A 26,951-nucleotide genomic window follows, 5' to 3' on the forward strand; every position below is an offset into this window, starting at 1 on the left:
TCTACTCCGCTGCTTGCTGCATGCCCTTGAAGAGATAGGTCCGGCCGCTGGCATAATCATAGCCCGGATCGTCCCAGGCGATCATCTTGCCGGGGTTGAGCAGGCCCTTGGGATCGGCCTCGCGCTTGAAGGCGAGCTGGGCCGCGTCGGTCTGCTTCATGCCGCCTTCCTCCAGGGTGTAGCGGTGCGGGTTGAACACCGGCACGCCCGCCTCCTCGTGGATGCGGACGATCTCGTCGAGCCGCGCCTCGGTGGTGAAGCGCACCAGCGGCAGGCCGAAGCAGGTGATCCGGCCGTCGAAACGGACGAACTCCAGATGGGCCACGACCTCATCGCCGAACAGGGCGTGGAGCTTGTCCACCAGCGCCAGCTGGTTCGGGAAGGGGTAGAGCGTCTGCAGATAGGTGATGGCCGGGTCGACCTTCAGCGCCCGGAGCGTGGTGTGGTTCCAGCCGAGCTCGTAGATCTCGGGCAGGCCCTTGCGCTCGGGCGCCGGCAGGTCGTGGCTGGAGAACAGGAGCTGCGCGCCCTTGTCCCGCCGCGCCAGCGTCAGGAAGGCGTCGTAGCCCTGCGGCGCCACCATGGCGCAGGCCACGTGCTTGTCGCGCGGCAGCCAGCGGCGATGGCGGTTGAAGCAGTCGTGCGCCGCGGGCGCCGCCACCACGGCGAGCTGCTTCTTCAGGATGCCGTCGGCCTCGCCCAGGTTGTTGGCGAAGGCGGCGGCCGCACCGAGCGTGTCGAAGCCGACGATGACGTCGATCCAGTCATAGGCCGGCGCCAGCGGCATCTCGCATTCGACGATGATGCCGTTGGTGCCATAGGCATGGCTGACCTTGTGCAGGTCCTCGCCCTGCAGGTCGAGCAGGCGCGGCTCGGCCTCCATGGTCACCACCTTGAGGCGGATGATGTTGCCGAAGTCGCGCAGGCCGCCCCAGCTGATCGAGCCGACGCCGCCGGAGCCGCCGGCGACGAAGCCGCCGATGGTGGCGGTCTTGGCGGTGGAGGGATGCAGGCGCAGCTCCTGGCCGGACTGGGCTTGGCAGCGGCGGTCGATGTCGGCGATGACGGCACCCGCCTCGGCCACGATCCGGCCGGGTGCGATCGAAAGCACCTTATCCATGCCGGAGAGGTCGAGGATGGCGCCGCCCGCGAGCGGCATGGCCTGGCCGTAATTGCCGGTGCCGGCGCCGCGCGGGGTTACCGGCACGCCGAGCGCGTAGCAGGCGGCGAGGGCCTCGACCACGTCCTCGATCGTCCTTACGAAGATGACGCAGTCGGCGGTGAGGTGGTCGAGCTGGCGCTTGAGCACGGGCGAATACCAGAAGAAGTCGCGGCTCTTCTGGCGCACCAGCGTGGGGTGGTCCTCGATGCGCAGCCCCGGCAGGCGGGACTTCAGGAGCGGGATGTCGGTCATCGCGGCCTCAGGACCTGGTCGAGCTCGCGGTAGTCCGGCAGCTCGGTGTCGATCGCCTGCCCCGCGCGGATGACGGTGCGCTCCGATTGCGGGCGCGACAGGAGCTCGTTCAGCGAGCGGGCCTTGAACAGCACCAGGTCGGCCGGGCCGCCGGCACGGATGGTGCCGGCCTCCACGCCCATCACCTTGGCCGGGGTGCGGGCGATCGCCGCCGGCCAGTCGCCGAAGGGATGGTCGAGATGGGCGATGCGGGTGGCCTCGCAAAACACCTCGAGCGCGTCGAGGTCGCCATAGGCGTAGAAGGGATCGCGCGTGTTGTCGGAGGAGACGCAGACCTCGACCCCCGCCGCCTTCAATTCGTGCAGCAGCGTCACGCCGCGCGAGCGCGGGGTGCGGCCGGGCACGCGGTCCTGCAGGTACATGTTGCACATCGGCAGCGAGACGACGGCGATGCCGGCCTCGGCGACCTTGTCGATGGTGGCCCGCGCGTCCTCCGCCTCCTGCCGGGCGAGCGAGCAGCAATGGCCGACCGTGACCTGGCCGGAGAAGCGGGCGCGCAGCGCCGCCTCGGCGATGTGGCGCAGGCTGCGGGCTTGCGGGTCCTGGGTCTCGTCGACATGGAAGTCGAGGTCGAGGCCCTCCTCGGCGGCGAGGCCGAACAGCACATCGAGGCTGTGGTCGAGCTCCGGCACCATGTAGGTGACGCCGCCCATGACGCCGCCATGCTCGACGACGGCCGCGCGCACCGCGCTCATATGCGCCTTGTCCGGCACCAGCTCGATCGAGAACAGCGCTACCGCCTGGAGGTCGATGCGCCCGCGCCAGGCCTCTCGCATCTCGGCGAAGACCGGCCAGGAGATGCCGATCTGCTTGCCCTGCGAATCGAGATGGGTGCGGATGGCCGAGGTGCCGTGAGCGAAGGCGCAGCGCAGCGCAAAATCCATGCGCGCCGCGACATCGGCGGCCGACCAGTGCCGGTCGCGGTCGAGCGAGACGTTGTTCAGCGCGCCGAAGAAGGTGCCGTCCGGATTGCGGCGGCGCGGCCAGATATGACCCTTGTCGAGATGGGTGTGGAGCTCGACGAAGGTGGGGAAGACGAGGCCGCCCTTCATGTCGACGAAGTCGATGCCCGAGACGTCGTCGGGCGGGGCGACGGCCTCGATGCGGTCGCCGTCGACGATGATCGTCGCCGACGCAAGGCCGTCCTCGTCCACGGCGAAGCCGGAGGCCTGGTCGAGGAGGCAGGCGGGGACGCGCGCGTCGACGATCACCCAGCGCTCGGTCGGCGGCAGTCTTGCAAATCCGGTACCCATCAGTTCTCTCGTTCGATGGCGCTCTCGTGCCAGTTGCGCAGCATCAGGTGCGAAAAGGCCGAGAGCACCAGGAAGATGACGATGCCCATGGCCGAGAGCAGGACCAGGGCGGCGAAGGACAGGGGAAACTTGTAGAAGCGCTGGGCGCTCAGCACCAGGAAGGCGAGGCCGCCATGGCTGCCGGCCGTGCCGGCGGCGAGCTCGGCCACGACAGCGCCGATCAGCGAGAGGCCGCCGGCGATCCTCAGGCCGCCGAGGAAATAGGGCAGGGCCGCCGGCAGCTTCAGGTGCCAGAGCTTCTGCCAGGGCGAGGCGCCGTAGAGCTCGAACAGGTTGAGGAGGTTGTGGTCGACCGAGCGCAGGCCGGTGGTGGTGTTGGACAGGATCGGGAAGAAGGCGACGATCCAGGCGCAGGTCAGCACCGCCGCCTCCTGCGACATGTAGATCAGCAGCAGCGGCGCGATGGCCAGGATCGGCGTCACCTGCAGGATCACCGCATAGGGATAGAGCGCAAATTCGATCAGCCGGGACTGGGCGAACAGGATTGCGAGCAGCGTGCCGCCGGCGACCGCCAGCACGAAGCCCTTCGCCGTGGTCGCCAGGGTCGAGGCGAAGGCCGGGCCGAGCTTGTCCCAGTCCTGGAAGAAGGTCTGCCAGATGCGGCTCGGCGCCGGCACGATGATCGCCGGGGCGAGACCCGAGCGAACCCACCATTCCCAGGCCAGGAGCAGGCCGGCGAGGACCAGCGCCGGCAGGAGCCAGCGCAGCACGGCGAGGCGCAGCTCGCCGGCGGAGCGGCGGGGGGCGGCCGCGCTCATGCCGGGCGCTCCGGCGCGCGGCCGATGGCATCCGCCAGCGCGGCGGAGACGCGGCGGCACTGGGCGACATAGGCGTCGGAGACGCGGAAGGCCTCGTCGCGCGGGGCGGGCGCCTCCACGGCGATCTCGGCGATGGCCCGGCCGGGCCGCGCCGCCATGACAACGATGCGGTCGGAGAGGTAGACGCTCTCGAACACCGAATGGGTGACGAAGACCACCGTGCATTTCAGCTCGTGCTGCAGGCGCAGGAGGTCGTCGTTGAGCTTCTGGCGGGTGATCTCGTCGAGGGCGGCGAAGGGCTCGTCCATCAGCAGGAGCTTGGGCCGGGTGACCAGGGCGCGGGCGATGGAGACGCGCATCTTCATGCCGCCGGACAATTCCCGCGGATAGGCGCCGGCGAAGGCATCGAGGCCGACGGAGGCGAGCATGGCCATGACCTCGGCGCGGGCCGCGGCGCGCGAGCGGCCCTTCAGGCGCAGCGGCAGCCAGACATTGTCGAACACCCTCGCCCAGGGCATCAGCGTCGGCTCCTGGAAGACGATGCCGAGCTCGTGCCCGCCCTCGGGCCAGAGGATGGCGCCGCTGGTCGCCTCGCCGAGCCCGGCGATGATGCGCAGCGCCGTCGACTTGCCGCAGCCGGACGGGCCGAGCAGGGAGAGGATCTCGCCCTGGCGGATGTCGAGGTCGAGATGCTCCAACGCCACGGTGCCGTTGGAGAACACCTTGCCGACGCCGCGCAGCGACACGGCGGAAGCGGGGGGCGGTGCGGGGAACACGGCGTTCAAGGCTTCAAGGTCCGAGGGACGGGGGCGACTATCATGAAGCGGGAGCGCGGCCCGCCGGAACTGGACATTGCGTCGTTGGTTCGACCTGCGGGACGCAAGGGAGGCGTCTGCTATTGATTTTGGCCGATACAAGTTCACCTTTTCTGCTGTTCCGGTGTGCGCGTGGATGGGCGGATCAAGTCCGCCCATGACGGTCGAGGTTGGTGCACGACGCCGGTTGCTCCATCCGCAACCGTCATGGCCGGGCTTGACCCGGCCATCCAGGCGCACTCGAGGGGAGCCGGTCTTCGGTGCGGGATCGAAGATTGTCGTGCCGGAGGGTGGATAAGCCGGCCATGGCGGGCGCAGGCCGAGCCACGGGCTTTTTTCATCTCCGCCTGCTCGTCATTTCGCGAGATCGCTGCCCACCTTCCTGTTCACGAATTGCAGGGTATAGCTCTTCTTGTAGTCGAGGTCGGCCGCGAACAGGCCCGCCTGCACCATCTTGTCGAAGAAGGACTTCATCCGCGCGTCGGTCATGGCGCCGACGCCGAGCGTCGCCGTGTCGCCGGATTCGACGATGCCGTACGCCTTCATCTGGGCGATGGAATAGGCGATCTGCTCGTCGGTCATGTCCGGATTGTCTTTCTTGATCAAGGCGTTGGCGGCGGCGTTGTCACCGTGAAGATAGTTCATCCAGCCGATGATCGAGGCATCGACGAACTTCTGCACGAGGCCCGGCTGCTTCTCCACCGTCTCGCCGCGGGTGACGATGGTGGTGGAATAGGTGTCGAAGCCGTAGTCGGCGAGCAGGAAGACGTTGGGCTTGAAGCCGCCCTCCTTCTCCACCGCCAGCGGCTCGGAGGTGAGGTAGCCCTGCTGCACCGCCATCTTGTCGGCGAGGAAGGGCGCGGGGTTGAAGTTGTAGGGCTTGGTCTGCTCTTCCTTGAAGCCGTAGGCCGCCTTCATCCACTGATAGCCGGAGGCCATCAGGTCGGCGCCGATCAGGATGTCGTTCGACTTCTTGAGGTCCTCGAACGTGTCCATGCCGACGCCGGGATGCGACATCAGGATCTGCGGCTCCTTCTGGAAGATGGCGGCGACGGTGACGATCGGCACGCCCTCCTTCACGGCGGAGAAGCCCTCGATCATGTTGCCGCCCATGTAGAAGTCGATCTTGCCGGCCGGCAGGGCGATGCCGTTGTTGGCCTGCGGGCCGCCCTGCACGATCTCGACGTCAAGGCCGTATTTCCGGTAGGTGCCGTCGGCCACGGCCTGGTAGAAGCCGCCATGCTCGGCCTGGGCCAGCCAGTTGGTGCCGAACCTCACCTTGGCGAGGTCCTCGGCCGCCGCGGCGCCGATGGACACGGAGAGGGCGAGGCCCATGGCGGCTGCGCCGATCGTCTTCCCGAGCATGATCCCCATGATGTCCCCGATTGTCCCCGCTGACGGCGCCGGGATTCTTAGCCCGATTTGCGCAATGCACAAGCAGAGGGCATGCATAGATTTTCCTCCTGCGGAGACCCGATCCATGCTCGCCGCCATCACGCCGCCGGCGCTTCGCGCCCCCTTCGCCCGGTACAGCCACGGCATCGAGGTCCCGGCCGGGGCGCGGCTGGTGTTCTGCTCCGGCCAGCTCGGCATCGGCGCCGACGAGGTCATTCCCGAGAGCGCGGCCGAGCAGGCCGAGCTGATCTTCCGGGCGATCGCGGCGATCCTCGCCGAGGCCGGCATGGGCCTTGCCGACCTGGTGCGCCTCAACGCCTATGTCACGGCGCGCGAGCACATGGCGGCCTACATGGCGGTGCGCGACCGGCTGGTCGCCGACCCGCCGCCGGCCTCGACGCTGGTGATCGTGTCGGGCTTCACGCGCGAGGCGTTCAAGCTGGAGGTGGAGGCGGTGGCGGCGAAGATCTGAGCCGCGTCAGGGCGCGGGCACGGCGAGCGCCGCCGTCACCGCGACCGCGTCCACCGCGCCGAGCGGCGAGGCCACCTTGTAGGCGCGGGTCTTCTGCCCCGGCGCCATCACCAGGATCACCGTCTCGGTGCCGGGGCAGGCCGCATCGCCGCACTGGATCTCGCTGACCGAGATGGTCGTCCGCTCGTCGAGCGCCAGGCATGCCCGCACCAGCGCCTTGACCGTCTCGGCCTGCCGCCGCTCCTCGGGGCTCGGTCTGCGGAACAGGCCCAGCATCGGCTCAGGCCGGCAGGGTCAGCACGCCGGCAGCGCCGTCCTCGGCGCCGAAGGCGAGCTGCGCGCCGATAGGGTCCCAGGCGAGCGCGGTGATGCCGGAGCCCCCGCTCGCCGGGCGCACCAGCAGCTCGGAGGCGTCGGTGAGGCGGCAGAGCAGGATGCAGCCGTCGTCATAGCCGATGGCGAGCACCAGGGCCTTGGGATGGAACGCCACCTGCGAGACGCGGGCCGGCCGGATGCCGCATTCGCGCGGCGCCTTGCCCATCGGGCCGTCCTTGGCCTGGAACGGCCAGACGATCGCCGCGTCGGCACCCGAGGTCGCCAGCCAATTGCCGTCGTGCGACCAGGACAGCGAACGCGTCTTGGAGGGATAGCCCGACATGCGCATATGGCCCTTGTCGGCCACGCGCCAGCCGTGAAGCGTGCTCTCCTGCATCGACGTGACGATGAACCGCCCATCGGGCGAGATCGTGACGTCGAGATGGCTGCCCTTCCATTCGAACAGCTCCGGTGTCGCGGCGGCGTTGGGGAACCAGAAGGACACGCCATTGTAGTGGCTGGCGGCGAGGCGGTAGCCCTTGGGCGCGAAGGCGAGTCCGCGCACGCTGGAGGGCGCCTGCCAGCTCTTCACCGCGCCCTTGTCGTCGCGGGCCTGGACGGTCTTGCCGGCCGACCAGGCGACCGCGCCGGAGGGCGACAGCGCCACCGCGTCGATCCACTTGCCGCCGCTCTCGCCGAGGACGTCGAGCTTGCCCTCGGCGGAGAGGCCGACGACCCGGCCGTCGTCGCCGCCGGTGACCAGGCGGGCGCGATCGGACGCGGCGCAGAGCAGGCCGGCGTCGGGGTGCAGGGCGATGCGCTGCTCCTCGCCGATCCCGGCCATGACGGCCGTGCCGTCGGCGAGCGCGAGCACCGGCATGCGGCCGAGCCAGGCGCAGGCGACGACATGGGCGCCGGCGGCGATCGATGCGACGCGGTCGGACAGGGAGGTAAGGGCGGCAGGTGGGGACATCGGGCTTCGGAAAAGGACGCTGGAACCCGCTCCCGGCCGGGAGCGGAGGGGTAGGGGTCTAGACCGTTCTCGCTGCGATGCCAACGCCATCGCAGCGATGCCAACGGCGAGGTGGGGACGCGGACGTCCGGCGTTCGCCCCCTTGCTCCGCTCCTCCGGGGCGGGAGCGGAGCCGGACGCTCAGGCGGCGCAGGCCAGGAAGCCCTTGCGCAGCTCGTCCGTCTTCAGGTCGCGGCCGATGAACACCAGGCGCGATTCGCGCTTCTCGCCGTCCTTCCATTCGCGCTGCAGGTCGCCGTCGAGCATCATGTGGACGCCCTGGAAGACGAAGCGGCGGGGCTCGTTCTTGAAGGCCAGGATGCCCTTCCAGCGCAGGAGGCCGGGGCCTTCCTTCTGCGCGACCTCGTTGACCCAGGGCATGAACTTGTCCGGGTCGACGTCGCCGTCGATCTTGAGCGAGACCGACTGCATGGTCTCGTCGTGATAGTGCTTCAGGCCGTGGTCATGATGATGATCATGGTCATGGTGGTCATGGTCATGATCGTGGTCGTCCGCCTCGAGGAAGGCGGGCTCGATGTCGAGGATGCGCTCGAGGTCGAAGGCGTTGCGGTCGAGCACGTCCTCGATCTTCACGCCGGCCCGCGTGGTCTTGTGCAGCTTGGCGTAGGGGTTGATGGCGCGGATGCGCATCTCCACGTCCTTGAGCTCGGCCGGGCTGACGAGGTCGGTCTTGTTGAGGATGATCACGTCGGCGAAGGCGATCTGGTTCTTGGCCTCCGGCGCATCGCGCAGCCGGTCCTTCAGCCATTTGGCGTCGGCCAGGGTGACGATGGCGTCGAGCCGCGCCTTGTCCGCGACGTCCTGGTCGACGAAGAAGGTCTGGGCCACCGGCGCCGGATCGGCCAGGCCCGTGGTCTCCACCAGGATGGCGTCGAACTTGCCCTTGCGCTTCATCAGCCCGTCGATGATGCGGATCAGGTCGCCGCGCACGGTGCAGCACACGCAGCCATTGTTCATCTCGAACACTTCCTCGTCGGCGTCGACGATGAGGTCGTTGTCGATGCCGATCTCGCCGAACTCGTTGACGATCACGGCGTAGCGCTTGCCGTGCTGCTCGGTGAGGATGCGGTTGAGCAGCGTGGTCTTGCCGGCGCCGAGATAGCCGGTGAGCACCGTGACGGGAACCTTGTCGGACATGGACGTCTCCGAGGCAGGGGCGGGGGCGACCCCGCGGAAATCGGAAGGGCATCGGCGGGAGGACCGGCCCACACGCTCCCTTATATTGTGAGCGATCCCGGCGATGGTAGTCCCCGCTGCGGGATGGGTGGGGCGGCGGTGAAAAACGTTATATCGTTACATGCTGCATCTCAAGCCGGTCGGCCCGGGCCAGCGGGGGAAGCGGGCCTCAGGACTGGGAGGTCCGCGCCAGGCCGTCCCTGGCGAGCTGGTAGTCCTGGTTGATGACCAGGGCGCGCTGGAAGCTCTCGCGCGCCTTCTGCCGGTCGCCGAGGCCCTCCTGCGACAGGCCGCGGCCGGTCCAGGCCGGGGCGCTGGTGTTGTCGATCTGCAGCGAGGCGTTGAAGTCCTCCAGCGCCTCCTTGTACTTCTTCAGGGCGAGGTAGCTGGTGCCGCGGGCATAATAGGGCTCGGGCGCCAGCGGGTCGTTGGACAGGGCCGAGGTGAAGTCGTCGATCGCGAGCTCGTTCTGGCCCTGCGCCTGGCGGATCAGGCCGCGGCCGTGATAGGCCTCGGCCGTCTCGGGCTTGACCTGGATGGCGCGGTTGTAGTCGGCCATCGCCAGGTCGACCTGGCCCTGCTGGCGATAGATGTCGCCCCGGCCGACATAGGCCGGCGCATAGCTCGGATTGGTGGTGATCGACCGGTTGTAGTCGGCCAGGGCCGCATCGGGGCGGTTCATCTTGCGATAGACCAGCGCGCGGTTGGCCAGCGCCTGGGCGAAGGTCGGGTTGAGCGTCAGGGCCTGGTTGAAGTCCTTCACCGCCGGGTCGTACTGGCCGGAGCGCGCATAGGCCGAGCCGCGCATGTTCCAGGCTTCCGCGTCGCTCGGATTCTTCTGCAGCACCGCGGTGAGCGAGTCGATGTCGGCGCTGGCGGTCTGCGAGTCCTCCACGTCGCCGGGGCGGGACGACATCGGGCTCATGGTGTTGCCGACGGTCTCGCAGCCGGCGAGGCCGACCGCCAGGCCGACGGCCAGCAGCAGGCCGAGATGCCGGGGACCGCGCCGGCCGGCCGTGGCCACGACGTCTTGCTGCGGAATGAGAGCCATCACCATCCGACCTTACACTGTATCTGCGACCAGGCATCCCAGCCCGCCGATTGCGGCGACATCGGGATGCCGGCGGAGCGGATGATCGCTTCCCGCGGCAAACAGTTCAAAAAGCAAGCGCCCGTGTCGTGGCGGGAACACTCCCTCCGACGACGGGCGCGCGGCACGGCGATGCATCCGCCGCGGCGGACGCGTTACTTCTTGTCGGCGCGCGGGGGCGGAGCGGGCAGCAGCCCTTCGCGCTGCAGTTTCTTGCGGGCCAGCTTGCGGGCGCGCCGGATGGCCTCGGCGGCCTCGCGGGCCCGCTTCTCCGACGGCTTCTCGTAATGCCCCCGCAGCTTCATCTCGCGGAAGATGCCTTCGCGCTGCAGCTTCTTCTTGAGCGCCTTGAGCGCCTGGTCGACATTGTTGTCGCGAACAAGGACCTGCACGCGCCGTATCCCGTGGTTGAGCGTTGAACTTCTGCGGCCGCTCCCGGCGCGATCCGATCGTCGCCGAAGCATTACCTGCCAGGGCGGCGTTCCTACCAGAACGGACGTTTATTGTCCAGGCCGCGGCAGGTAATCTCAAGGGTTTCGCGGCGAAATCCGCGTGAAGTGGCCCATCTTGCGGCCCTCGCGCGCCACGTGCTTGCCATAGAGGTGGAGGGCGCCGGGTTCGCGCGCCAGGTCGGCCCAGGCGCCGGCGTCCTCGCCGATCAGGTTGGTCATGACCGCGTCGGAATGGCGCTCGGTGGAGCCGAGCGGCCAGCCGCAGACGGCGCGGACATGGTTCTCGAACTGGCTGACCAGGCAGGCATCCTCGGTCCAGTGCCCGGAATTGTGCACGCGCGGCGCGATCTCGTTGACCAGCACGTCGTCGTCGCGGGTCACGAACATCTCGACCGCCAGCACGCCGACATAGTCGAGCGCCGCGATGATGCGGGCGGCGATGGCCCCGGCCTGGCGGGCCACCTCGGGGGCGACGCGGGCCGGCACCATCGAGACGTCGAGGATGTGGTCGCGATGCTCGTTCTCGATGAGGTCGTAGGTGCGCACCGCGCCGTCCGAGCCGCGCACCGCCACCACCGAGACCTCCATGACGAAGGGCACGAAGGCTTCCAGGATCGCCGGCTGGCCGCCCATGCGGGCGAGCGATTCGGACAGGTCGCTGCCGGGGCGGATCAGGGCCTGGCCCTTGCCGTCATAGCCGAAGCGGCGCGTCTTCAGGACCGCGGGCCGGCCGAGCGCGCCGACGGCCGAGGCGAGCTCGGCCCGGCTGTCGACGGCGCGGAACTCCGCCGTGCCGATGCCGAGCGAGCGCACGAACGTCTTCTCGGTCACGCGGTCGGCGGTCGTCTCCAGCGCCTTGACGTCGGGCAGGACGGGCTTGGCCGCGGAGAGGAAGGCGGCGGCGACCGGCGGGATGTTCTCGAATTCGTAGGTGACGGCGTCGACGTCGGCGGCAAAGCCGGCGAGCGCGGTCTCGTCCTCGTAGGCGGCGCAGGTGACGCGCCGCGTCACCTGGAAGGCCGGGCTGTCCGGGTCCGGGCAATAGATGTGGCTCTCGATGCCGAGCCGGGCGGCGGCCAGCGCCAGCATGCGGCCGAGCTGGCCGCCCCCGAGAATGCCGAGCACGCCGCCGGGCGGGACGCGGCCGCCGCTCACCGCGGCGCCTCGTCGCCGGTCGGGTGCTCGGCCACCGCCTTGGTCTGGGCCGCGCGCCAGCGCTCGAGACGTTCGGCGAGCGCCGTGTCGTTCAGCGCCAGCACCGCGGCCGCCAGCAGCGCCGCGTTGACCGCGCCGGCCCGGCCGATGGCCAGCGTCCCGACCGGGATGCCGGCCGGCATCTGCACGATGGAATGCAGGCTGTCCACGCCGGAAAGCGCCTTGGATTCGACCGGCACGCCGAACACCGGCAGCGGCGTCAGCGCCGCGGCCATGCCGGGCAGGTGCGCCGCGCCGCCGGCCCCGGCGATGACGATCTTGAACCCTTCCGCCTTGGCGCCCTTGGCGAAGGCATAGAGCCGGTCCGGCGTCCGATGGGCCGAGACGATGCGCGCGTCATAGCCGATGACGAGCGTGTCGAGGGTCTCGGCGGCATGGCGCATGGTCGCCCAGTCGGACTGGCTGCCCATGATGATGGCGACGGGCTTCTCGGTCTCACCCGCCATGGTTCACAGTCGCTCGCATGCCGATCCTCGAAAGTCGCCGAGTATAGAGGCGGGGGAGGGGCGTTCAACCCCGCCCCGCCGCCCGTGCACAGACCGGTGGCGACCCGCCGCGATCAGAACGGATGGTACTGGTAGAGCCAGGTCTCGGTCAGCACCTGGTCGCCGGTCTTGAGGTAGCAGCGCATCTCCACCGGATCCGGGCCGGTGACGGTGAGGTCGAACGAGGCGCGCCAATGGCCGGCGACCCCGTCGGGGACGGCTTCGGAGAAGGTGTAGGAGAAGTCGCCGCGCGAGGTGCTCAGCACCACCTCCGGCGTGACGCCGAAGGCGAGGTCCTTGAGCGGGCCGCCGAGGAACTCGACCACGAACTTGCGCACGCCGACCGGGCGCTTGGTGCCGGGCTGGCCGCCATTGCCCATGCGCGTGGCGACGCAGCGGCCGAGATTGGTCGGGAAAGGCTCGTCCGCCGCCCAGTGCAGGCGGTATTTCAGCGTATAGGCCTGGCCGCCCTTCACCACCGCCTTGGGCACCCACATGGCGACGACGTTGTCGTGGATCTCGTCGTCGGTCGGGATCTCGATCAGCTGCACCGCGCCCTCGCCGAAGGGCTCCAGCGGCTCGATCCAGGCGGAGGGGCGCAGGTCGTACTTCACGCCGTCGAGATAATGGTCGAAGTTGCGGTCGCGCTGCAGCAGGCCGAAACCCTTGGGGTTGACGTCGGAGAAAGCCGAGACGATCGTCGCCGGCACGTTGTTGAGCGGGCGCCAGATGTGCTCGCCCGCGCCGGTCCAGAGGGCCAGGCCGTCCGAATCGTGGATCTCCGGCCGCCAGTCGATCGCCGTCTGCTTCACCGTCTCGGAGAACCAGTACATCGAGGTCAGCGGCGCCAGGCCGAAGCGGGCGACGTCGTTGCGCGTGAAGATGCGCGCATCGATGTCCATGAGCACCGCCTTGTCGCGCGTCATCAGGAAGGAATAGGCGCCGGCGACCGAGGGGCCGTCGAGCAGGGCATGGACGCGCACCTGGTCGGTCGAATTCGGCACGGCCTCCAGCCAGAATTCCTTGAAGTCGGGGAATTCCTCGTCGTGCGGCGGGTTGGGGTTGGCGGCGTTGACGACGATGCCGCGGGCGGACAGGCCGTACTGGAACAATTCGCCGATGGCACGGAAATAGGAGGCGCCGAGGAAGGCGACCCAGTCGTTCTTCTTCCAGTCGAGCGAGCCGGTGCGGCTCTCCTGGAAGCGGAAGCCGGCGAAGCCGACGCCGTCGGGCAGCTGCTGGGCCGGATTGTCGGCCGGCATGTCGAAATAGGATTTCTTGTAGACGATCTCCCGCGCCTTGTCGCCGTCGACCACGGAGATGGCGACGCGCTTCTGGAAGAAGGTGCCGAGATGGAAGAAGGTCGCGGGGAAGGGCGCCGGCCCGTCGGCCCACAGCGCCGCCTCGGTCCTGAACTTGATCTGGCCGACCTTGCCGTAGTCGAGCCGGCTCGTGACCTCGGGCGCGGGCCGCTCCGGCGGCACATAGGCCTGGGACGCCAGGGCCTTGGCCCGCTCGACCACGGCTTCGAAGGAGAAGGGCTTGGCTGCGCCGAAGGTGAGCAGGCCGTCGGCGGCGAAGGCTTCGGCCGGCAGGCCGAACGCGGCCAGGGTGGTCAGGGTCGCGGCGCCTTTGAGGAAAAGCCGGCGGTCGAGATCGTCGGTCATGGGTCCTTCCCAGGGGAAATGCGGCCGCAAGCTATCGTCGGGACATGCCGTGTCAATGTGCAATTGCGGGGAAACGCCCGGGATATGGCTTGCCGACGCGGCGAAATTGCGTCCCAATCCGCGCGCCGAGCAAAAGGGAGAGACAATGCGCCTGATCCGTCTGCCGGACGGCGAGACCGTTCCGGCCCTGGGGCAGGGGACCTGGATGATGGGCGAGCGTCCCGAGCGGCGCGCCGCCGAGGTCGCGGCGCTGCGCGCCGGCGTCGAGGCGGGCCTCACCCTCATCGACACCGCCGAGATGTATGGCGATGGCCGCACCGAGCGGCTTTTGGCCGAAGCCTTGTCGGGATTGCGCGAGGAGGTGTTCCTGGTCAGCAAGGCCTATCCGCAGAATGCCGGCCGCGCCGGCCTGCCGCAGGCCTGCGAGCGCAGCCTGAAGCGGCTCGGCACCGACCGCATCGACCTCTACCTCCTGCACTGGCGCGGCGGCATTCCCCTCGCCGAGACCGTCGAGGCGTTCGAGGCGCTGCAGCGGGCCGGCAAGATCCGGCACTGGGGCGTCAGCAATCTCGACACCGACGACATGGAGGAGCTCGTGGCGGCCGGCGGGCAGGCCTGCGCGGTGAACCAGGTGCTCTACAATATCGGGCGCCGCGGCCCCGAATTCGACCTGCTGCCCTGGCTGGGCCGTCGCGGCATCCCGCTGATGGCCTACAGCCCGGTGGAGCAGGGGCGGCTGCCGACCGGCGGAGCGCTGGCCGCCGTCGCCCGGCGCCACGGCGTCACGCCCTGCCAGGTGGCGCTGGCCTGGCTGATGCGGCGGCCGGACGTGATCGCCATTCCCAAGGCGGGACAGACGGCGCATGTCGAGGAGAACCGGGCCGCTCTCGACCTGGTGCTCTCGCCGGAGGACTTGGCCGAGCTCGACCGCGCCTTTCCGCCGCCACGGCGCAAGGCGCCGCTGGAGATGCTGTGACCGGGCAGGCCGCGCTGACCGCCGCCTTCTTCGACCGCGACGTGCTGGCGGTGGCGCGCGAGCTGATCGGCGCCACGCTCCTGGTCGAGGGCGTCGGCGGCGCCATCGTCGAGACCGAGGCCTACGACCCCGACGAGCCGGCCTCGCATGCCTTCCGCGGCCGCACGGCGCGCAACGCCGTGATGTTCGGGCCGCCCGGCCGCGCCTATGTCTATTTCACCTATGGTATGCACTGGTGCCTGAACTTCGTCTGTGGCGCCGAAGGCCATGCCACCGCCGTGCTGATCCGTGCCCTGGCGCCGGAGGCGGGCCTGGAGGCGATGCGGGCGCGCCGCGGCCTGGAGGCCTTGCGGCTGCTCTGCTCGGGGCCGGCCCGCCTGACCCAGGCACTGGGGGTCACGAACCGCCACAACGGGCTGGCGCTGGCCGCGCCGCCCTTCCTCGTGCTGGAGCGCGCCGCCGCGCCCGCCATCGCCGTAGGGCCTCGCATCGGCATCTCCCAGGCGAAGGATCTGCCCTGGCGCTTCGGCCTCGCCGGCTCGCCGTTCCTCAGCCGGCCGTTTCCGGCCTGACCGTCGGGCCGCTTTCGGCCTGACCGTCCCGCGGCGGGATTCAGCGCCCGCCGAAGGCCTGGCGGATCAGGTCGATCTGCTGGCCGACCGCATTGTCCTGTTCCGGCACGGGCGCCTCCGGATTGGACAGCACCTCCTCCAGCCGGGCGAGGCGCTGCTGCAGGCGCAGGGAATGGCGGATCAGCTGCACCAGCGTCGGCGGCAGCAGGCCGAGCACCTCCGCGCCGGGATCGGGGGCGGCGGAAGCCAGCCGCACGCGATTCTTCTCGGTGCGGGCCTGATCCTGCGTCATCTCGCCCTCGTTGACGGCCCGCTGCAAGAGGAGCCAGGAGGCGAGCTGCATCAGCCGGGTGGTCAGCCGCATGCTCTCGGTGGCGTAGGCGAGCGCGGCGGCGCGGTCCAGCTCCCGCGATTCGGCCCGGCCCGGACCGTCGAGATAGGCGGCGGTCGATTCCACCAGCGCCATGCCCTCGCGGAACAGCACCTTGAAGGCGGAGGAGGAGAGGAGCCTCTCGCTGAGCAGCACCATCTCCGCCGGATGTTTGCCAAGGCTCTCGGTCATCGAGCGCTTTCCCTGTCGTCGGCGACACGCCGTCGACGTCCCGAAACGGAACACGGCGTGACTATCGGGAGAACCTCCTGCAAGGCGAGGACCAAAGCGAGACTGTCCCCATGGCCCGACCCTTAGGGTTAACAGACTAGACGGGTTCGCGGGGAAAAGAAGGCGAAACGCCAAAAAAGAGCCGCGGACGAGCCGCGGCTTGTTGAAAGTCGAAACAGGGAGGCGTCAAACAGAGTGGACAGGAGCCACTCGACATCCAGAAAACTGGATGGCCTCAGTGGTAAAGCAGAAAGCTTAATAAACCGTAAACGATTCAAATTTTCCTGAAGATGGAGGCGGCGGCATCCATGGACGCGGCCTTCGCGGCCTTGGCCGCCGCGAGGCGGGCGACCTCGGCCTCGAGCAGGGCGATGCGCTCGTCGAGCTCGTGCAGCGACAGGGCGGACAGATCCTGGCCGACCTCGTGGCTGACCTTCTTCTTCACGGGCTCTTCGTCGAACATGGGCATGGCGCGTCTCCCGGCCGGACGATAGGCGAGCGCCGTGCGGTTGTCATCCCGGCGCCACTTTCGGCGCCCGGCGCCACTTTCGGCGCCCGGCGCCACTTTCGGCGCCCGGCGCGTCGTGACGCGCCCGATGCGGCTCGACGCGCGCCTTGCCCGGCGCGCGTGGACAATTATGGTTCCGGCCCTAGTTTCCGAGTCGCCGCCTGCACGGCGGCGCCCCCTTTGCCGGAGCGATGCCATGACCACTCTTCCCGACGAGATGCGCGTCATGGCCATCCGCGAGCCCGGCGGGCCGCAGGTGCTCACCGAGGAGAGCCGGCCGCTGCCGACCCCGGGCGAGACCGACATCCTGATTCGCGTCGCCGCCGCCGGCGTCAACCGGCCGGATCTCCTGCAGCGCGCCGGCGTCTATCCCCCGCCCCCGGGCGCCTCGGACCTGCCGGGCCTGGAGGTCGCGGGGGAGGTGGCCGCCGTCGGCTACGACGTCCGGCGCTGGAAGGTGGGAGACAAGGTCTGCGCCCTGGTGGCGGGCGGGGGCTATGCCGAGTATGTGCTCGCGCCCGAATCCAACGCCCTGCCGGTGCCGGCCGGCATGGACATGGTGCAGGCGGCAGCCCTGCCGGAGACCGGCTTCACCGTCTGGCACAACGTGTTCGAGCGCGGGCGCCTCACCGAGGGCGAGACCTTCCTGGTGCACGGCGGCTCCTCGGGCATCGGCACCACGGCGATCATGCTGGCCAAGGCCTTCGGCGCGACGGTGTTCACCACTGCCGGCTCGCCGGAGAAATGCGAGGCCTGCCGCAAGCTCGGGGCGGACCTGGCGATCGACTACAAGACCGCGGACTGGGTGGCCGAGGTGCGCGAGGCGAGCGGCGGGCGCGGCGTCGACCTGATCCTCGACATGGTCGGCGGCGACTATGTCGCCAAGAACTACAGTGCGGCGGCGATGGACGGGCGGATCGTCCAGATCGCCTTCCTGCGCGGCAGCAAGGTCGAGCTCGACCTCGTGAAGCTGATGACCAAGCGTCTCACCCACACCGGCTCGACCATGCGGCCACAGTCGGTGGCTTCCAAGGCGCGGATCGCCCGCGAGCTGGAGGACAAGGTTTGGCCGCTGCTCGCCGCCGGCGCCTGCCGGCCGGTGATCCACGCCACCCTCCCGCTCGCCGACGCCGCCAAGGCGCATGCGCTGCTCGAGGCCGGCGACCATGTCGGCAAGGTGGTGCTGACGGTGCCGTAGATCCTCCGGGATTGCAGCGCAAGAAGCGGAGTTCGCCTGCCGGCCGGTCGTGCAAACCTGCCTCATCCCATGATGAGAGGGCCGCCGTGCTCACGCTCCACGACTATCTGCCGTCGCAGAACGGCTGGAAGATCCGGGTTCTGCTCGGGCTGCTCGCGATTGCGTATGATACCCGCATGGTATCGATCTTCGAGGGCGAGAGCCGTAGCGAGGCATTCCTGGCCCTCAACCCGGCCGGCGCCGTCCCCGTTCTCGAGCTGGAGGATGGGCGGACGATCGCCGAATCCAATGCCATCCTCGCCTATCTCGCCGAGGGGACGCCGCTTCTGCCCGCAGACCGCTATCAGCGTGCCAAGGTGATGCAGTGGCTGTTCTTCGAGCAGTACTATGTCGAGCCGGTGATCGGCACCCTGCGCTTCTGGACGCTGACCGGACGGCTCGAGCGCAACCAGGCTCTGGTTGCCGGCAAGCGTGAAGCCGGCACCCGGGCGCTCGCCGCCCTGGAGCGCGGCCTCGCCGGCACGCCGTTCCTGGCCGGGGACGCGCTCTCGATCGCCGATATCGCGGTCTATGCCTATGGCCACCGCGCCGAGGATTGCGGCTTCCGGCTGGCGGACTACCCGTCGGTCGCCGCCTGGACCGGCCGCGTGCGCGATGCCATCGGCCCCGACCAACCCGTCCATCCCTACGGCATCGACCCTCATTCCGCCGCCTGAGGGTCTTGCCTCCCGGCGGCTGGCGCGCCCCGCCCGGCGCGCCAGCGGCTCGGGCTGGTGCCGGTGACGCGCAGGAACTCGCGGTTGAAGTTCGACTTGGTCTGGAATCCGACGTCGTAGAGGATCGTGGTGATCGGCGCCTCGCTGTCGCGCAGGGCCCGGCAGGCTGCGGCGATGCGGTGCTCGTTGACATATTGCGAGACGTTGACCGCGCGCGTGCGGTTGATCGCCGCCGAGATCCGGCGCGCCGGCAGCCCCAGCCGCCGCGCCAGGCGGTCGAGGCTGAGCTCGGGGTCGCGGTAGAGGCCTCTCGTCGCCATCAGCGCGTCGAGCTCGGCGAGGATGCGGGCGTCGTCCGCCTCGGGTTCGGGCGCGGCGGGCGGCGCATCCGCCTGCGTGTCGGGCACCTCGTCGCCGGCCGCGATGGCGGCGACCGCCAGGAGGACCAGGGAGCACAGGCTGCCGAGGCCCGAGATCAGGCCGATATGGGCTCGCTCCACGCCGAAGAGGTCGGCGGCGATGACGGCATCGGTGGCGGCGGAGAAGACCAGGAGCAGGCCGGTGGCCTGCAGCGCCCGGTGCAGCGGGATCGCTCCATCGAGCTTCACCCGGTCCAGGCCGTCGGGCCCGGGTCGAGCGAGGGCGATCAGCGCCACGCCATAGCCGAGGAACGTCAGGATCAGCACCGGGTCGATCAGCGGCAAGCGCAACGCGACCAGGAGCACGATCGCCGCCGGCGCCAGCGCATGCGGCCAGAGCTGGCGGACGGGCACGGTCGGATGCCCCGTGGCGAAGGCGCTGAACGCCACCCAGGACAAGGGCGGGATGACCGCAGCCACCACCAGCTGCACGAAGCGCAGCGTCTCGATGCCATAGCCCCAGCGCAGCCCGATCACCACCGATTGCAGCGCATAGGCGGCGATCATCGCCATGAACAGCGGATTGACCGGCGGCTCCTCCCGCCGCGCCAGGCGGACCAGGGCGATGCCGAGGAGCAGCGCGACGACGAAGGGCAGGGGCACGGACGGCATGGAACGACTCGATCGGCGCGATGCCGGTCATCGGCACGCCGGCGCATCATGACCGGGATCGCGATCGCGGACGACCTCGAACATGATCGAGGTCGCGGATCCCGCACCCCCGTCGATGATCGGCGGCATGACCGCCCCCCTCCTCGCCGATCCCTCGCGACACGACGACATGGCCGCCAGGCTGCGCTCGCTGGCCATCCCCAGGCCCGCGCCGCCGCCCGGCCCGGCCGGGCCCGTCCCCGGCGACCGGCGCGCCCATCGCCGCGTCGCCCTGCTGGCGGGCGTCCTGCTGCTCCCGCCCGGCCTCTGGGCGCTGGCCGGGCGCGGACCTGCCTTGCTCCCAGAGCCGGCGGCGCCGGAGCCGCGGGCCGTGCCCGTGCCGCTGTCCCCGCCGGCGGAGGCCGCTTCGATCGTCGCCTCGGGCGTGGTGGTGGCGCTGCGCCGGGCCGTGCTGCGCCCGGAGGTGACGGGCCGCATCGTCGCGATCGCGGTCAAGGCCGGCGACCGGGTGGCGGCGGGCCAGCGCATCGCCCGCCTCGACGCAACGCTGGCCGAGGCCGACGCGGCGCTCGCCCGGTCGCGGGCGGCCGCGGCCGAGACGACGGTGCGCATCGCCGAGATCGAGCTCCGCGACGCGCGCCAGCCGCTGGCCCGGCTCCAGGCGCTCGCCCGCCGGCAATTCGCCAGCGACGCCGACGTGACGGCGGCGAGCCTCAAGGTCGAGCGGCTCGAGGCGGCGCTGGTCGCGGCGCGCCAGGCCCTGGATGCGGCGCGGATCGAGGCCGGGCGGGCCGAGGCGGCGCTCGCCCGCTACGGGCTCGATGCGCCGTTCGACGGCGTCATCGCCGCACGTCTCGCCGCGCCCGGCGACATGGTCACGCCCGGCGGCGAGGATGGGGGAGCCGGCCGCGGCGTTGCCGTGCTGGTCGACCCGGAGGCCCTGGCCGTCGACGTCGACGTCGCCGAGACCGGCATCGGCCGGATCGCCCTGGGCGCGGGCGCGGGCGTCACCCTCGACGCCTTTCCCGACCGTCCTCTCGCCATGCGCGTCGCGACCGTCCTGCCGGAGGCCTCGCACGAAAAGGGCACGGTGACGGTCCGCCTCGCTTTCCCGCCGGGCGTGCCGGGCCCCGCCGGCACGCCCGGCCTGCCGGCGGGCATGCTGCCGGGCATGGCCGCGAAGGCGCGCTTCACCGCCATCGCGACAGCGATGGCGCCCGCCGTCGCCACCGCGGCGGCGACACCGATCCACCGCAAGGAGTAGGGCGCCATGGAGCGCGACACGTCGGTCAATCTGCAGCACGTGGCCAAGAGCTACCGGACCCGCAGGCAGGGCCTGCCCATCTTCGAGGACCTGACGCTCGACATTCCCGACGGCGACTTCCTCGCCGTCATGGGACCGTCCGGCTCGGGAAAGTCGACCATGCTCAACCTGATCGGCGGCATCGACCGGCCCGACCGGGGCGAGATCCGGGTCGGGGGCCAGCGCATCGACACGATGGGCGAGGCGGCCCTGGCGCGCTGGCGGGCCGGCCATGTCGGCTTCGTCTTCCAGTTCTACAACCTGATGCCGATGCTGACCGCGGCCGAGAATGTCGAGCTGCCGCTGCTGCTCACCCCGCTGACCCGGCGCCAGCGGCGCGAGCGCGTCGCGACGGTGCTCGACCTCGTCGGCCTCGCCGAGCGGGCGCGCCATCGGCCGGGGGAACTCTCCGGCGGCCAGATGCAGCGCGTCGGCATCGCCCGGGCGATCGCCGCCGACCCCTGCCTGCTCCTGTGCGACGAGCCGACGGGCGATCTCGACCGGCAGTCCGCCGACGACATCCTGCGCATGCTCGGCCTGCTCAACGCCGAGCTCGGCAAGACCATCGTCATGGTGACGCATGACGAGGCCGCCGCCCGGGCGGCGCGGCGGGTGCTGCGCCTCGACAAGGGTCGCTTCGTTGCCGACGGGTCCCGCTTCGTCGCCGATGGAGGCCGGCCGTGACGCTCGCGAGCCTCGTGCGCGCCAATCTCATGCGCAAGCCCGGCCGCAGCCTGCTGCTGGTCCTCAGCGTCGCCATTGCCTTCCTGATCTTCGGGGTGCTGGCGAGCTTCTCCACCGGCTTCCAAGGGACGGACGACACCTCCGGCCGGCTGGTCGTCACCAGCAGGGTCGGCAGCAACGAGCCGTTGCCGATCCGCCTGCTCGAACGGATCGAGCGGATCGAGGGCGTCGCGGCAGTCAGCTACACGACACGCCTGCGCGCCTATGCCGGCGATCCGCGCAACGTGGTCGGCGCCAGCGCCGTCGATCCCGGGCGCACCGCCGCCGTCTTCGGCACGGACTACGCGCTGACGCCCGACCTCGTCGCGGCCATCGGCGCCGTGCGCGACGGGGCGCTGGTCGGGCGGACGCTGGCTGAGAATCAGGGCTGGCGGGTGGGCCAGCGCATCGCGCTCACCAGCATGGCCTATCGCCGCCTCGGCGGCGGCAGCACCTTCACCTTCGAGATCGTCGGCATCTTCGACGGCCGGCGCCCGACGGTGGATACGGCCTTTCTCATGGTGCGCTACGACGCCTTCAACGAGGCCCGCGCCGAGGGGCGCGACATGGTCGGCGGCTTCAGCGTGCTGCCGGCGAAGCCGGAGCAGGGCGAGGCCGTCGCCCGCGCCATCGACCAGGCCTTCGCCAATTCCGGTTCGGAGACCCGCACGCGCAGTGAGGTCGCCTTCATGCAGGCCTTCATGGAGGAGATGGCCGACATCGCCACCATCATCACCCTGGTCGTCGGCGCCGCGTTCGCGACGCTCCTGATGATCGTCGGCAACACCATGGCCTTCGCCATCGGCGAGCGCACGGCCGAGATCGGGGTGCTGAAGACGCTCGGCCTCACCGGCCCGGCCGTCATGGCCATCGTCCTGGCCGAGACCGGGCTGATCAGCCTCGCCGGCGGGCTGATCGGCCTCGGCCTCGCCTTCGCGGCAGCCGCGCTCGTCGGCGGCGAGGTTGGCCTGGTCTTCACGTCGGCCATCGTCCTGCAGGCGCTGGCGCTCATCGTCCTCGTCGCGCTGGTCACCGGAGCCGCCCCGGCGGTGCGCGCCCTGCGCCTGCCCATTCCTGTCGCCCTGCAGCGGAGATAGCCGCATGTCCAGCCTCTTCGGCCAGTCCCTGGCGCTCGGCCGCGCCAACCTCTCGACTCTCGGCCGCCGGCCCTGGATGTCGCTCGCCATGGTGGTGTCGATCGCGCTCGTCGTTGCCGTGCTGCTCGGCTTCCTGGCCATGGCCGGCGGCTTCCGCCGGGCCTTGGAGGGCGCGGGATCCGATGACGTGGCGATCGGGCTCGGTCCCGGCGCCACCACCGAGCTCGCCAGCCGCATCGAGCCGGCACAGCTGCACCTGATCGAGGAGGCGCCCGGCCTGCTGCACGGGGCGGACGGCCGCGCGCTGGTCTCGGCCGAGCTCACCGTGCCGGTCGACGCGGTGCGGCGGTCGACCGGCCGGCCCGCGACCGTGTCGCTGCGCGGTGTCGGCGCCCTCGGGCTCGCCGTCCGCCCCGGCCTCGCCATCGTCGAGGGCCGCGCGCCGGCGCCGGGCGCGGCGGAGATCCTGGTCGGCCGGCGCATCGCCGCCGACTATGCCGGCTTCGAGCCCGGCGGCATCGTCGCCTTCGGCTCGTCGCGCTGGCAGGTGGTCGGCGTGTTCGAAGCCGGCGGCTCGGCGCTGGAATCGGAGATCCTCGCGGATGCCTCCGCGGTGCAGGCCCTGTTCGGCCGTCCGAACCTGATCCAGAGCCTGCGTCTGCGCCTCGCCGGCCCCGCGGCGCTGGGAGAGGTGCAGGCCTATTCAGCGAGGCAGCCGCAGCTCGGCCTGACCCTCGTCTCCGAGCGGCGCTATCTCGCCGACCAGTCGGCGCGCACCGCGCGGATGATCCTGCTGCTCGGCTGGCCGCTGGCCCTGACCATGGCGGTCGGCGCGACGGTCGGAGCGCTCAACACGCTCTATGCCTCCGTCTCGGACCGGACGGCGGAGATCGCCACGGTGCGCGCCATCGGCTTTGCCCGCCTGGCGGCCTTTCTCGGCACCTGGATCGAGGCGCTGGCGCTGACGCTCGCCGGCACCGCCGCCGGCGTCCTCGGCTCATGGCTGGTGCTGGACGGGTGGAAAGCCTCGACCGTCGGCGCCAACGGCGCACAGGTCGCCTTCACGCTCGGCCTGTCGCCCGGCGACGTCGCCGAGGCCGCCGGCCTCGCCCTGGTGATCGGCGCGATCGGCGGCGCTCTGCCGGCGCTGCGGGCTGCCCGGCTGCCGCTGCGGCTCGCCATGACCCGGTGACACGCCCGTCGCGACGTGCCGCCGGGCTCGTGGCGTTCCGCCGCTACGGCCGCTCGCTCTTCGGCAGCGGCTTCAGGCAATCCGCGCAGATGCTGCGGATCGCCGCATCGTTCGAAGCCTGCAGGCGCCGGTCGAGCGCGGCCGGATCGTCCTTGGCGACCATGCCGACGCTATCCTTGCTCAGGCTCGTCGGCGGCTCGGCCGGCCGCGGCTGCCGGTGGCCGACCGGCGCCTCGATCACGCCGGGAGCCCCCGGCGGTGCCGCCGTCTGCGCCAGAGCTGCAGTGGAGGAAAACGCCAGAACCAGACCAAAGACAATGCCAATCGTTTTCATCGGCATCCCCCTTTCCAGAGAAAGTTGGTCGGACACCATGATAACGTTTGGCGCGGCGGCCGGTTCCGGTTTTTGCATCACGTTCGCGTGCGTGGCGCGCACGCACATACCCCACGCGCGAGGGGACGTGCCGCCCTGCGCAGGGGCACAGCCGCATCGTCCAGCCGCAGGGCGGGCCTGCGCAGCTGAAACCTCCGGCGCAATCCGCCGGCGACTGTCGTCGGTGGGCCGACTGTCGTCGGCGGGGTCAGCGCGGCCGGCGTGGACGCGCCTCGACGCGGATCGGGCGCGGCGCCGGCGGCACGCGGCGCCAGCAGGCGTGAAGGGCCACACCAGCGATGCCGAAAGCGGCCATATCCGCCAGGAGCGCAAATGTGCTCATGCTCGATCCTCCGTTTCGCCTGATATAAGCGGCCAGGCGGGGAAATGTTCCCGGGGCGTCGACGCAAGCCGGGCGGCCCCGGGAACGGCCGCGATTGGCGCAGGACATCGAAGGCGCGATGTCCGCGGCGCCTCGCCAGGACTCCCACCCAAAAATAGTTGTATCGCCGTCAGCCCGATCGTGTCATGGCTTCGCAAGCCACAGTAAAGGCGGCAGCGTCCCGTAGGACGAATTTTCCTCAAAAAAGGAAGGCCCGGCGTCTGTTTGGCAGTGGGTGGGCGAGACGGGGGGCGGTGGGTGGTCACGTGCTTAAAAATCGATCTTTTTCTGGAAAAAAGAGCTCGACGCCAGGGTTGAGTGGCTTTCTGGATGCCTCTATTCCGAAGATGAGGCAGAGCTGGAAAGACAAAGACTATAGTTTGACCCTCGAAATTGCGAGGGGCGTCACGAAGTACTTTCCGGACTACGCCGAGGCGTGGCGATTGGCGCATCTGGCGGCCATACGCCTCGACGATTCCGGTTTCGTCGTCGAGCATCTCCACCTTGCCGGGAACGATCCGGAAGTGCTGGCCCGGATCGTCCGGTACCTGGCCACGCGGGACGACCACGTCTGGCAGGCGTCGGCGCTGCTGCTGCGTCTGGAGGCGGCGGGGTATGCCGAGGCCGTCACCCCGGAGACGCGCAAACGCATCTTCGACAGGCTGATGCGGCTCGGGCTCGAGGCGCTCCGGTTCGGCGACGCCACGGCAGCCGGACGGATGTTGCGCTGCTGCGTCGCGCTCGACCCTGCTTCCGAAGAAGCGAGGCGCTATCACGCCGAAGGGGCCTCGGCCGCGCTCAAACGGGCCAGGCTGGTCAAGCTTTCCGACGATCCCGAGGGCTACGAGGCGGCTTGGCGCTGCGTGCTGGCCTACGAGCCCGACCATGCCGACGCGCTGCGCCGCGTCGCCAAGGCCGTCGATCAGCGCGACGGGGCGGGGGGATCCTTCGAGGACTGGGCCAACTGCCTTCGCGCCGCCCCCCAGGACGAGAGTGCATTCGCCCATTTCGCCCGGGCCGCGCGGCGGGCCGGACGGTCCGTCGACGCGCTCAGGCTGATGCGGGCGATCGGCCTGGACGTCCTGCGTCCCGAGGCCGAACCCCTGGTGCGCGAGGCGCGCCGCTCCGCCAGGCTCGCCCACAAGGAGGGCGACCCGCGGGCGGCCGCGACGGCGCTGTCCGCCCTGTCGGCTGCGGGCATTCCGGCGGATGAGGATGCCAATCTGGTCGAGGCGACGAGGCGCCGCCTGAGCCGCCTGCTCGTCGCCGCGCGACGGGGCGAGGGCCTGGATCAGATTTCGACCTTGGCGACCCTGCTCCTCGATCTCGTCCCCGACGACGAGGTCGCGCTGCTCATGCTGGCGCAGTACGCCAAGCTGTGCCGCGATCGGACAAGAGCCGCCGCCCTGTACGAGCGCCTGACGCATGTCGCGCCGAACAAGCCGGGCTACAGGGCGACGCTCGATCGCATGCGTGGGCTCGCCGCGGCCTGAGCGGGTCGTCCGCAGAGGCCGGCCGGGGCGATCCGGCGGGGTGCTCCCGGGCCAAGGCCCGCGGATCCCGGCCGGCTCGCCGGATGTCCGGACCATCTCTTCCGCTGACGCCGCACGACGGGCCGTCCGGGTGGTTCCCTCCTGTCGGACGGCCGGGCTGCGCCGAGGCGACCTCGCGCTTCCCCGACCCGTGCTATGGTGACCGCATGCCGGAGCGGGCCGGTCCGACGCCGCCTTCCGCGCTTCACCGGTGTGCCAGTGTCGGGTCGATGAAGAAGGCTTTCGTCTCGGGACTTGCAGGCCTGGGGATCGCAGCCGGGCTCTTCGCGGCGCTGGCCCTGCTCGCGTCGCTGCATCCCCTGTTCGTGCAGGTCGAGAGGGTCTTCTATTGGCCCGTCGCGAGAATGGAGGCCCTGGTGTTTCCCATCGTCGCGGCACTGACCGGGCGCAACGGCCCGGTGCTGCATCGCGAGCTGGCGACGGTCCTCTGGCTCGCCATCTGGGGCAGCCTCGCAGGCACGGCCGTCTGGCTCATTCGGGGTGAGAGCGAAAGCGCGAGGGCAGAGGTGCCGACGATCAGGAAGCACTAGCCTCGGGCAGTCTCGGACCGGGCTCTGTCGGGCAAACGCCGCCGGCTCTCTCGCGGCAGTCCGCGACCAGGGCGGCGGGTTGTCCGCAGCGTCACCTGAATTCAGGTTCAATCACCATACAGTGCCGATGCGACGGCATCGCCTATTCCGTACACGCAATCCGTGTGTTAGCGAAGATCGGGGCGGCTCCACCGTGATCGAGACACATGGCGATGACGCGCGGCCGCCTATTGGTCTTATTGCCTGTTGTCGTTCTTTGGTTGGCGTTCGTATGGGCGGTTGCCGCTGCCTACATCGCCTGGATCGCGACCGGCAACACGACGCTGATGGGGGTCGTGACAGCGATTGGATTGGCAGTTGTGGTGCCGTTGATGATCATCCGGATGATGCTCGGAATGGGTCGACGTATCATGCGCCTGTTCCGCACCAAGTCTTGATGAGGAGTGCCATGACTCTGGCAACGATTGGGTGGCTCGTGCTCGCCACCCTTAGTGTATCGTTAGGCTTCCTCGGCCATCGCGTGCGGATATGGGCTG

29 protein-coding genes are annotated in these 26,951 nt (G+C 70.1%); 12 read left to right on the forward strand and 17 right to left on the reverse strand.

What is annotated here, in order from left to right:
* Position 1: 1 nt before the first annotated feature.
* The 5 genes from QO011_RS20640 to QO011_RS20660 form a co-directional block, all read right to left on the reverse strand.
* On the reverse strand, positions 2-1,414 hold the full coding sequence (locus QO011_RS20640; RefSeq protein WP_307275764.1) for an FAD-binding oxidoreductase: 1,413 nt from the start codon (positions 1,412-1,414) through the stop codon (positions 2-4).
* Positions 1,411-2,727 carry a cytosine deaminase gene (locus QO011_RS20645; protein ID WP_307275767.1) on the reverse strand — a complete coding sequence of 439 codons (1,317 nt, stop codon included), beginning with the start codon at positions 2,725-2,727 and terminating at the stop codon, positions 1,411-1,413. The genes QO011_RS20640 and QO011_RS20645 overlap by 4 nt, the downstream gene beginning before the upstream one ends.
* Positions 2,727-3,545 carry an ABC transporter permease gene (locus QO011_RS20650; protein WP_307275769.1) on the reverse strand — a complete coding sequence of 273 codons (819 nt, stop codon included), beginning with the start codon at positions 3,543-3,545 and terminating at the stop codon, positions 2,727-2,729. Before QO011_RS20650 ends, QO011_RS20645 begins: the two co-directional genes overlap by 1 nt.
* Positions 3,542-4,330, reverse strand: a complete 789-nt coding sequence (locus tag QO011_RS20655) for an ABC transporter ATP-binding protein (protein ID WP_307275772.1) — start codon at positions 4,328-4,330, stop codon at positions 3,542-3,544. The genes QO011_RS20650 and QO011_RS20655 overlap by 4 nt, the downstream gene beginning before the upstream one ends.
* 384 nt (positions 4,331-4,714) lie before the next feature.
* The gene (locus tag QO011_RS20660; protein ID WP_307275774.1) at positions 4,715-5,725 is read right to left on the reverse strand and encodes an ABC transporter substrate-binding protein; all 1,011 of its coding nucleotides are present in this window, start codon (positions 5,723-5,725) and stop codon (positions 4,715-4,717) included.
* Between the two features lie 115 nt (positions 5,726-5,840).
* Here QO011_RS20660 and QO011_RS20665 point away from each other — a divergent pair, with 115 nt between their 5' ends.
* Positions 5,841-6,227: a RidA family protein gene (locus QO011_RS20665; protein ID WP_307275777.1), complete on the forward strand. Its 387-nt coding sequence runs from the start codon at positions 5,841-5,843 to the stop codon at positions 6,225-6,227.
* Positions 6,228-6,233: 6 nt separating this feature from the next.
* On the opposite strand, the gene QO011_RS20670 is transcribed toward QO011_RS20665, so the two are convergent.
* The 8 genes from QO011_RS20670 to QO011_RS20705 form a co-directional block, all read right to left on the reverse strand.
* Positions 6,234-6,503 carry a hypothetical protein gene (locus tag QO011_RS20670; protein ID WP_307275778.1) on the reverse strand — a complete coding sequence of 90 codons (270 nt, stop codon included), beginning with the start codon at positions 6,501-6,503 and terminating at the stop codon, positions 6,234-6,236.
* A 4-nt stretch (positions 6,504-6,507) separates the two neighbouring features.
* Positions 6,508-7,515 (reverse strand): WD40 repeat domain-containing protein, encoded by a 1,008-nt coding sequence (locus tag QO011_RS20675; RefSeq protein WP_307275780.1) that lies wholly within the window; start codon positions 7,513-7,515, stop codon positions 6,508-6,510.
* A gap of 180 nt (positions 7,516-7,695) precedes the next feature.
* Positions 7,696-8,712, reverse strand: a complete 1,017-nt coding sequence (locus QO011_RS20680; RefSeq protein WP_307275783.1) for a CobW family GTP-binding protein — start codon at positions 8,710-8,712, stop codon at positions 7,696-7,698.
* A gap of 208 nt (positions 8,713-8,920) precedes the next feature.
* On the reverse strand, positions 8,921-9,802 hold the full coding sequence (locus QO011_RS20685) for a tetratricopeptide repeat protein (protein ID WP_307275785.1): 882 nt from the start codon (positions 9,800-9,802) through the stop codon (positions 8,921-8,923).
* A 194-nt stretch (positions 9,803-9,996) separates the two neighbouring features.
* Positions 9,997-10,233: a 30S ribosomal protein S21 gene (gene rpsU, locus QO011_RS20690; RefSeq protein WP_307275788.1), complete on the reverse strand. Its 237-nt coding sequence runs from the start codon at positions 10,231-10,233 to the stop codon at positions 9,997-9,999.
* Between the two features lie 135 nt (positions 10,234-10,368).
* On the reverse strand, positions 10,369-11,448 hold the full coding sequence (locus QO011_RS20695) for a 5-(carboxyamino)imidazole ribonucleotide synthase (RefSeq protein WP_307275791.1): 1,080 nt from the start codon (positions 11,446-11,448) through the stop codon (positions 10,369-10,371).
* On the reverse strand, positions 11,445-11,954 hold the full coding sequence (gene purE, locus QO011_RS20700) for a 5-(carboxyamino)imidazole ribonucleotide mutase (protein ID WP_307275794.1): 510 nt from the start codon (positions 11,952-11,954) through the stop codon (positions 11,445-11,447). Before purE ends, QO011_RS20695 begins: the two co-directional genes overlap by 4 nt.
* 113 nt (positions 11,955-12,067) lie before the next feature.
* Positions 12,068-13,660 (reverse strand): OpgD/OpgG family glucan biosynthesis protein, encoded by a 1,593-nt coding sequence (locus QO011_RS20705; protein WP_307275796.1) that lies wholly within the window; start codon positions 13,658-13,660, stop codon positions 12,068-12,070.
* 145 nt (positions 13,661-13,805) lie between these two features.
* Here QO011_RS20705 and QO011_RS20710 point away from each other — a divergent pair, with 145 nt between their 5' ends.
* Positions 13,806-14,636: an aldo/keto reductase gene (locus tag QO011_RS20710; RefSeq protein WP_307275798.1), complete on the forward strand. Its 831-nt coding sequence runs from the start codon at positions 13,806-13,808 to the stop codon at positions 14,634-14,636.
* Positions 14,633-15,208, forward strand: coding sequence for a DNA-3-methyladenine glycosylase (locus QO011_RS20715; RefSeq protein ID WP_307275800.1), 576 nt, complete (start codon positions 14,633-14,635; stop codon positions 15,206-15,208). Before QO011_RS20710 ends, QO011_RS20715 begins: the two co-directional genes overlap by 4 nt.
* Positions 15,209-15,248: 40 nt before the next feature.
* Here the strand turns inward: QO011_RS20715 and rcdA are convergent, their stop codons facing one another.
* Together rcdA and QO011_RS20725 are read right to left on the reverse strand one after the other, a co-directional pair.
* Positions 15,249-15,770: a protease adaptor protein RcdA gene (gene rcdA / locus QO011_RS20720; protein WP_307275802.1), complete on the reverse strand. Its 522-nt coding sequence runs from the start codon at positions 15,768-15,770 to the stop codon at positions 15,249-15,251.
* 313 nt (positions 15,771-16,083) lie between these two features.
* Positions 16,084-16,278: a DUF1192 domain-containing protein gene (locus QO011_RS20725; protein WP_307275803.1), complete on the reverse strand. Its 195-nt coding sequence runs from the start codon at positions 16,276-16,278 to the stop codon at positions 16,084-16,086.
* Between the two features lie 235 nt (positions 16,279-16,513).
* Here QO011_RS20725 and QO011_RS20730 point away from each other — a divergent pair, with 235 nt between their 5' ends.
* Together QO011_RS20730 and QO011_RS20735 are read left to right on the forward strand one after the other, a co-directional pair.
* On the forward strand, positions 16,514-17,515 hold the full coding sequence (locus QO011_RS20730) for an NAD(P)H-quinone oxidoreductase (RefSeq protein WP_307275805.1): 1,002 nt from the start codon (positions 16,514-16,516) through the stop codon (positions 17,513-17,515).
* An 86-nt stretch (positions 17,516-17,601) separates the two neighbouring features.
* Entirely contained in the window at positions 17,602-18,231 is a 630-nt protein-coding gene (locus tag QO011_RS20735; protein WP_307275809.1) for a glutathione S-transferase family protein, read from the forward strand.
* Here the strand turns inward: QO011_RS20735 and QO011_RS20740 are convergent.
* Positions 18,216-19,262, reverse strand: coding sequence for a helix-turn-helix domain-containing protein (locus QO011_RS20740; protein WP_307275812.1), 1,047 nt, complete (start codon positions 19,260-19,262; stop codon positions 18,216-18,218). The two genes, QO011_RS20735 and QO011_RS20740, sit on opposite strands and share 16 nt — an antisense overlap.
* Positions 19,263-19,389: 127 nt before the next feature.
* Here QO011_RS20740 and QO011_RS20745 point away from each other — a divergent pair, with 127 nt between their 5' ends.
* From QO011_RS20745 to QO011_RS20760, 4 genes are read left to right on the forward strand one after another with little or no spacing between them, the layout of a single operon-like run.
* A complete protein-coding gene (locus tag QO011_RS20745) occupies positions 19,390-20,526 on the forward strand; it encodes an efflux RND transporter periplasmic adaptor subunit (protein WP_307275814.1) in 1,137 nt (378 codons plus the stop codon).
* Between the two features lie 6 nt (positions 20,527-20,532).
* The gene (locus tag QO011_RS20750) at positions 20,533-21,249 is read left to right on the forward strand and encodes an ABC transporter ATP-binding protein (protein WP_307275815.1); all 717 of its coding nucleotides are present in this window, start codon (positions 20,533-20,535) and stop codon (positions 21,247-21,249) included.
* Positions 21,246-22,385 carry an ABC transporter permease gene (locus QO011_RS20755; protein ID WP_307275816.1) on the forward strand — a complete coding sequence of 380 codons (1,140 nt, stop codon included), beginning with the start codon at positions 21,246-21,248 and terminating at the stop codon, positions 22,383-22,385. The genes QO011_RS20750 and QO011_RS20755 overlap by 4 nt, the downstream gene beginning before the upstream one ends.
* Before the next feature lie 4 nt (positions 22,386-22,389).
* Entirely contained in the window at positions 22,390-23,577 is a 1,188-nt protein-coding gene (locus QO011_RS20760; protein ID WP_307275817.1) for an ABC transporter permease, read from the forward strand.
* Between the two features lie 43 nt (positions 23,578-23,620).
* Here the strand turns inward: QO011_RS20760 and QO011_RS20765 are convergent, their stop codons facing one another.
* Entirely contained in the window at positions 23,621-24,013 is a 393-nt protein-coding gene (locus QO011_RS20765) for a hypothetical protein (protein ID WP_307275820.1), read from the reverse strand.
* Between the two features lie 573 nt (positions 24,014-24,586).
* Between QO011_RS20765 and QO011_RS20770 the strand changes: the two genes are divergently transcribed.
* The 3 genes from QO011_RS20770 to QO011_RS20780 all read left to right on the forward strand — a co-directional run bounded on the left by QO011_RS20770 (position 24,587) and on the right by QO011_RS20780 (position 26,852).
* Positions 24,587-25,825, forward strand: coding sequence for a hypothetical protein (locus QO011_RS20770; protein ID WP_307275824.1), 1,239 nt, complete (start codon positions 24,587-24,589; stop codon positions 25,823-25,825).
* A 206-nt stretch (positions 25,826-26,031) separates the two neighbouring features.
* Positions 26,032-26,415, forward strand: a complete 384-nt coding sequence (locus tag QO011_RS20775) for a hypothetical protein (protein ID WP_307275827.1) — start codon at positions 26,032-26,034, stop codon at positions 26,413-26,415.
* Positions 26,416-26,621: 206 nt separating this feature from the next.
* The gene (locus QO011_RS20780; RefSeq protein WP_307275830.1) at positions 26,622-26,852 is read left to right on the forward strand and encodes a hypothetical protein; all 231 of its coding nucleotides are present in this window, start codon (positions 26,622-26,624) and stop codon (positions 26,850-26,852) included.
* Positions 26,853-26,951 lie beyond the last annotated feature (99 nt).

This window comes from Labrys wisconsinensis (genome assembly GCF_030814995.1).
GTDB classification, from domain to species: Bacteria; Pseudomonadota; Alphaproteobacteria; order Rhizobiales; family Labraceae; genus Labrys; species Labrys wisconsinensis.